Below are 554 nucleotides of genomic sequence, written 5' to 3'. Positions count from 1 at the left end.
AGACCGATGCCGCGCAGAGCAACCAGGCCCTGGCCGAACAGGTGCATGTGTCGCCGCCCACCTGCCTGCGCCGCGTCAAGCGCCTGCACGATGTGGGACTCATCGAGCGGCAGGTGGCCATCCTGCAGCCCGACCGGCTGGCTGCCCTGCAAGGCCACGGGCTGGCGTGCATCGTGGAGGTGTCGCTGGACCGCCAGGGGGCCGAACAGCTCGACGCCTTCGAAGCCCGCGCCGTGCAGGAGGCCGCCGTGCAGCAGTGCTGGCGCGTGTCACCCGGGCCAGACTTTGTGCTGGTGGTGCACACGCGGGACATGCCGGGCTACCTGGCGCTGTCGCAGCGGCTGTTCACCGGCGACGCCAACGTGCGCAATGTGAAGGCCTTCTTTGCAACCCGCCGGGCCAAATTTGAGACCAAAGTGCCGGTAGCGCCAGATTGACATGCGCTATCTGCTATCAATTTATTAGCAAACCCACCTGCATCCTCATCGGCGCCCTCTCACCGCCCCGCCCCTCAGCCCCCCCTGACAGGCCCCACAGCACATCCCAACACCCAG

Annotated in this window: 1 protein-coding gene; it reads left to right on the top strand. The window is 67.0% G+C overall.

The features are described from left to right. Window positions 1-437 (top strand): Lrp/AsnC family transcriptional regulator (locus ACWKV9_RS27700; RefSeq protein WP_483839298.1); only part of this gene is annotated, 437 nt, incomplete at its 5' end. Between the last annotated feature and the right edge of the window lie 117 nt (window positions 438-554).

Source organism: Pseudomonas corni, assembly GCF_057128765.1.
The sequence above is the reverse complement of the archived record's forward strand: the minus strand, read 5'-3'. Positions and strand labels throughout refer to the sequence as shown.